3 protein-coding genes and 1 pseudogene are annotated in these 4,559 nt (G+C 73.7%); 2 read left to right on the top strand and 2 right to left on the bottom strand.

The window, feature by feature from the left end:
• Nucleotides 1–996: pseudogene (locus tag GTW40_RS15155) on the top strand (nickel transporter); the annotation flags it as partial.
• 86 nt (nucleotides 997–1,082) lie between these two features.
• Here GTW40_RS15155 and GTW40_RS15160 read toward each other — a convergent pair.
• Nucleotides 1,083–2,741, bottom strand: a complete 1,659-nt coding sequence (locus GTW40_RS15160) for a long-chain fatty acid--CoA ligase (protein ID WP_161180721.1) — start codon at nucleotides 2,739–2,741, stop codon at nucleotides 1,083–1,085.
• Nucleotides 2,742–2,907: 166 nt separating this feature from the next.
• Nucleotides 2,908–3,519 carry a SigE family RNA polymerase sigma factor gene (locus tag GTW40_RS15165; protein ID WP_161180722.1) on the bottom strand — a complete coding sequence of 204 codons (612 nt, stop codon included), beginning with the start codon at nucleotides 3,517–3,519 and terminating at the stop codon, nucleotides 2,908–2,910.
• A gap of 232 nt (nucleotides 3,520–3,751) precedes the next feature.
• Between GTW40_RS15165 and GTW40_RS15170 the strand changes: the two genes are divergently transcribed.
• Nucleotides 3,752–4,559: bifunctional DNA primase/polymerase (locus GTW40_RS15170; protein ID WP_161180723.1), on the top strand; the 808-nt coding region annotated here is incomplete at its 3' end.

Consider the following 4,559-nt stretch of genomic DNA (forward strand, 5'->3'; position numbering starts at 1 on the left):
GGCGGTGGCAGGCGCCGCAAGCTGGGGACGCCCCCGGCCGCGCGCCCCGAGGCGCAGCCGGAGCAGTCCGGCAGGCCGCACCCGGCCGCCGAGCCCGCGCAGCCGTCCATGGCCGGGCAGGTCAGGCTCGCCCCCGGTACCGAGGGCATCGGCCGCTCGTACGCCATAGGGGCACCGGACGCGAACGCCGCCGAGGGCCCCGAGCCGCTGGACGGTCCCGGCGGTGCCGTCGAGGTCGCGGACACCCCGCGCCCGCAGCCGCTGGACGACGAGCTGCCCCCGGAGCCGCTGGACAATCCGCGCAGGCTGCTCGTGTGGCCCGCCCCGGACACCACGACCCAGCAGGCGCTGAGCGACCGCGGTTACCGTCCCGTCGTCGTGCACTCGCGCGAGGAGGTGGACGCGCAGATCGCCGCGTTCCCGGCCGCGCTGTTCGTGGACCCGCTGACCGGCCCGATCACGCGTACGGCGCTGCAGTCGCTGCGCCAGGCGGCGGTCTCCGCCGAGGTGCCGGTGCTGGTGACGGCCGGACTCGGCCAGGCCTCGCGCGAGGCGGCGTACGGCGCCGATCCGGCCGTCCTGCTCAAGGCGCTGGCGCCGCGCGACAGTGAGCAGCATCCGCCGCGGGTGCTGCTGGTCGAGGAGCACGCGGAGATCGCGCTGGCGCTGACGGCGACGCTGGAGCGGCGCGGGATGCAGGTGGCACGGGCGGCGAGCGACGGCGACGCGGTGACGCTGGCCGGGCAGTTCCGGCCGAACCTCGTCGTCATGGATCTGCTGCAGATGCAGCGGCAACAGGCCGGGATCGTGGACTGGCTGCGGACGAACGGGCAGCTCACCCGTACCCCGCTGGTCGTCTACACCGCGACCGTCGACCCCGGCGACCTGCCCCGGCTGGGCTCGGGCGAGTCGGTGCTGTTCCTCGCCGAGCGCGCGACCACCGACGAGGTGCAGTCGCGGATCGTGGATCTGCTGGCGCGGATCGGCACGAACTAGCGGTACGGGGCGGTAAGAAGCGGCCCCGGGAAAACCCGTACGGGCCCCACCACTCGGTGGGGCCCGGTCCCGTAAGGGGCTGGCGGTCAGGCCAGCTTGGTCACGTCCAGCTTGCCCAGCCGGTGGGCCTCGCGGATCTTCTTCTTGTCGAACTTGCCGACGCTGGTCTTCGGGACCGTCTCCACGATGGTCCAGCGCTCGGGCAGCTGCCAGCGGGCGACCCCGGCCTCCTCCGAGAGGAAGGCGCGCAGCGCCTCGAAGCCGACCTGGGCGCCCTCCTTCAACACGACGGTGGCCAGCGGGCGTTCGCCCCACTTGTCGTCGGGCACGGCGACCACGGCCGCCTCGGCGACGTCCGGGTGGGACATCAGCGCGTTCTCCAGGTCGACCGAGGAGATCCACTCACCGCCGGACTTGATGACGTCCTTGGCGCGGTCGGTGAGGGTGAGGAAGCCCTCCGGGGAGATGATGCCGACGTCGCCGGTCTTCAGCCAGCCGTCCTCGCTGAACTTGTCGGCGGGGCGCAGCGGTTCGGCGTCGGGGCCGTTGTAGTAGGCGCCCGCGATCCAGGGGCCGCGCACCTCCAGCTCGCCCGCCGACTCGCCGTCCCAGGGGAGGCGTTCGCCGCCGGGGCCGGTGAGGCGGGCCTCGACGCCCGCCGGGAAGCGGCCCTGGGTGACGCGGTAGCCGAACTCCTCGTCGGTGCCGATCGCGTGGGCCGGCGGACGGGCCACCGTGCCGAGCGGCGAGGTCTCCGTCATGCCCCAGGCGTGGCAGACCCGCATCCCCAGCTCGTCGAACGCCTCCATCAGGGAGGGCGGACACGCCGAACCGCCGATGGTGACCTGGCCGAGGGAGGAGACGTCACGGGGCTTGGCGCGCAGCTCGGCGAGGAGTCCCTGCCAGATGGTGGGGACGGCGGCCGCGTGCGTGGGGCGCTCGGACGCGATCATCTCGGCGAGCGGGGCGGGCTGGAGGAAGCGGTCGGGCATCAGCATGTTGACGCCGGACATGAAGGTGGCGTGCGGCAGGCCCCAGGCGTTCACATGGAACTGCGGGACCACGACGAGCGTGGTGTCCGAGTCGGTGAGGCTCATCGACTCGGCCATGTTGACCTGCATGGAGTGCAGGTAGATCGAACGGTGGCTGTAGATCACGCCCTTGGGGTCGCCGGTGGTGCCGGAGGTGTAGCACATGGCGGCGGCCCGGCGTTCGTCCAGCTCGGGCCAGTCGTAGCTGTCCGGGCGGCCGTCGAGCAGTTCCTCGTACTCGTGCACGCGCGCGGTGGCACCCGCCAGCGGGGCGCGGTCGCCGGGGCCCGCGACGACGATGTGCTCCACGGTGGGCAGCTGCGGCAGCAGGGGCGCGAGCAGCGGGATCAGCGAGCCGTTGACGAGGAGCACGCGGTCGGCGGCGTGGTTGACGATCCACACCAACTGCTCTGCCGGGAGGCGGAGGTTGAGGGTGTGCAGGACGGCGCCCATGGAGGGGATCGCGAAGTACGCCTCGACGTGCTCGCTGTTGTTCCACATGAGGGTCGCGACCCTCTCGTCGCCCTCCACCCCCAGCTCGTCCCGCAGGGCGTGCGCCAGCCGGGCCGACCGGGCGCCGATCTCGGCGAAGGTGCGGCGGTGCGGCTCGCCCTCCCCGGTCCAGGTGATGACCCGCGACGATCCGTGGACGGTCGACCCGTGGGTGAGAATCCTCGAGATCAGCAGCGGTACGTCCTGCATGGTGCTCAGCACGGCGGGCGTCCTCCCCGGCAGCATTGCCTAAGCGGAAGTAGAGTCGCGCTGATTCTGCGCACATACCGCGCGGTATGTCACTAGGGGGGCCGAAACTCGCCGGTGGGCGACGGTGAGAAGGGGGCTCAGGGTCGTACCCCGAGCACCCTTCCGAAACTCGTACGGATCAGACCCCCGCGTCCGACCCGTCCCGGCGCACGACCCCCAGCTCCGGGTCCTCCCGCAGCTTGCCGAGCGCACGCGACACCGCCGACTTGACCGTGCCCACCGAGACGCCGAGCAGTTCGGCGGTCTGGGCCTCGCTCAGGTCCTCGTAGTAGCGCAGGACGACCATCGCGCGCTGACGGGCGGGGAGTTTGGCGATCGCGCGCCACATCGCGTCGTGCAGCGCCTGCCGTTCGGCCGGGTCGGCGACGCCCGCGAGCGGCTCCGGCTCGGGCAGCTCGTCGCAGACGAACTCGTCCACCTTGCGCCTGCGCCACTGCGAGGTCCGCGTGTTGAGCAGGGCGCGCCGCACATAGCCGTCGAGCGCCCGGTGGTCCTCGATCCGCTCCCAGGCGGCGTACGTCTTGGCGAGCGCGGTCTGGAGCAGGTCCTCGGCGTCGTTCGGGTTGGTGGTCAGCGAGCGGGCGGTGCGCAGCAGCACGGGGCGCCGGGCGCGGACGTAGGAGGAGAACGACGAGTACGTGGTCGCGGCGGTACGGAGCCTGGGGTGCGGAAGGGTCTGCCGCGCTGGTGCGGCGGCGGCCGAGGCGCTGGTGCAGACGGGTGCGGTCATGGCTCCACGCTAGGAGCGAGGGTGCCTTCGGCGGATCGGCCGCAGGTCCCGAAGCGGGGTCCGCCTCAGGTCGGAGGGCCGGGCGCGCCCCCACCTCCTGTGGGTGGAGTACGGCTCGGCCCGGCCTGAGGGTTGACCCTGAGGAGGGCGGCCGGGTGGGCCCGGGAGACCGACCGGGGCGGACCCCGGAGGCCCTCTGGCGATCATCGAACATACGTACGACTATCGTTCCATGGCCACCTTCCGCCGGCAGGTCACCACCCTGGCCGTCGCCCACGCCCTCTCGGCCGCCGAGCGCGGCCTGGCCGTCCTTCCCCTGTCCCGGACCAAGCTCCCGGCGCTGCGCTCCCCGCACCGCACGGACCCCGCGCAACCGCCGTGCCGCGGCGAGTGCGGCCGCCCCGGCCACGGCGTCCACGACGCCTCCACCGACCCGGCCCGTATCCGCGCGCTGTTCGCCGCCGCGCCCTGGGCCACCGGCTACGGCATCGCCTGCGGCCTGCCCCCGCACCACCTCGTCGGCGTCGACCTGGACACCAAGCCCGGCACCGACGCGCCGGCCGCGCTGCGCGCCCTGGGCCTCAGGTTCCGGTTCGCGATCCCCGAGACGGTCGTCGTCCTCACCCCGAGCGGCGGCCGCCACCTCTGGCTCACCGCCCCGCCGGACACCGTCGTGCCCAACTCCGCGAGCCGTCTCGCCCCCGGGATCGACATCCGGGGCGCCGGGGGCTACCTGGTCGGCCCCGGCTCCCGCACCGCCCACGGCGTCTACGTCACGGCCCCCGGCACCGCCCGTCTGCGTCCGGCGCCCTGCCCGCGCAACCTGCTGCGGCTGCTCGTACCGCCACCCCGGCCGCCCCGCCGCAGGCCCCGGCCCTCCCCCGCTTTCCCCGGTGACGGCCAGGGTCTGCTCCACTTCGTCCTGACCGCCCACGAGGGCCAGCGCAACACCCGCCTCTTCTGGGCCGCCTGCCGCGCCCACGAGTCCGGCCTCGGCCCCGCCCTCACCGTCCCCCTCCTCGAAGCGGCCCTGGCCACGG

It is taken from the genome of Streptomyces sp. SID4985 (genome assembly GCF_009863025.1).
Classification (GTDB): domain Bacteria; phylum Actinomycetota; class Actinomycetes; order Streptomycetales; family Streptomycetaceae; genus Streptomyces.

Bases quoted from the DNA above. Each gene is read 5' to 3' on its own strand.
- GTW40_RS15165 (WP_161180722.1), bottom strand. From the start codon at position 3,519: ATGACCGCACCCGTCTGCACCAGCGCCTCGGCCGCCGCCGCACCAGCG.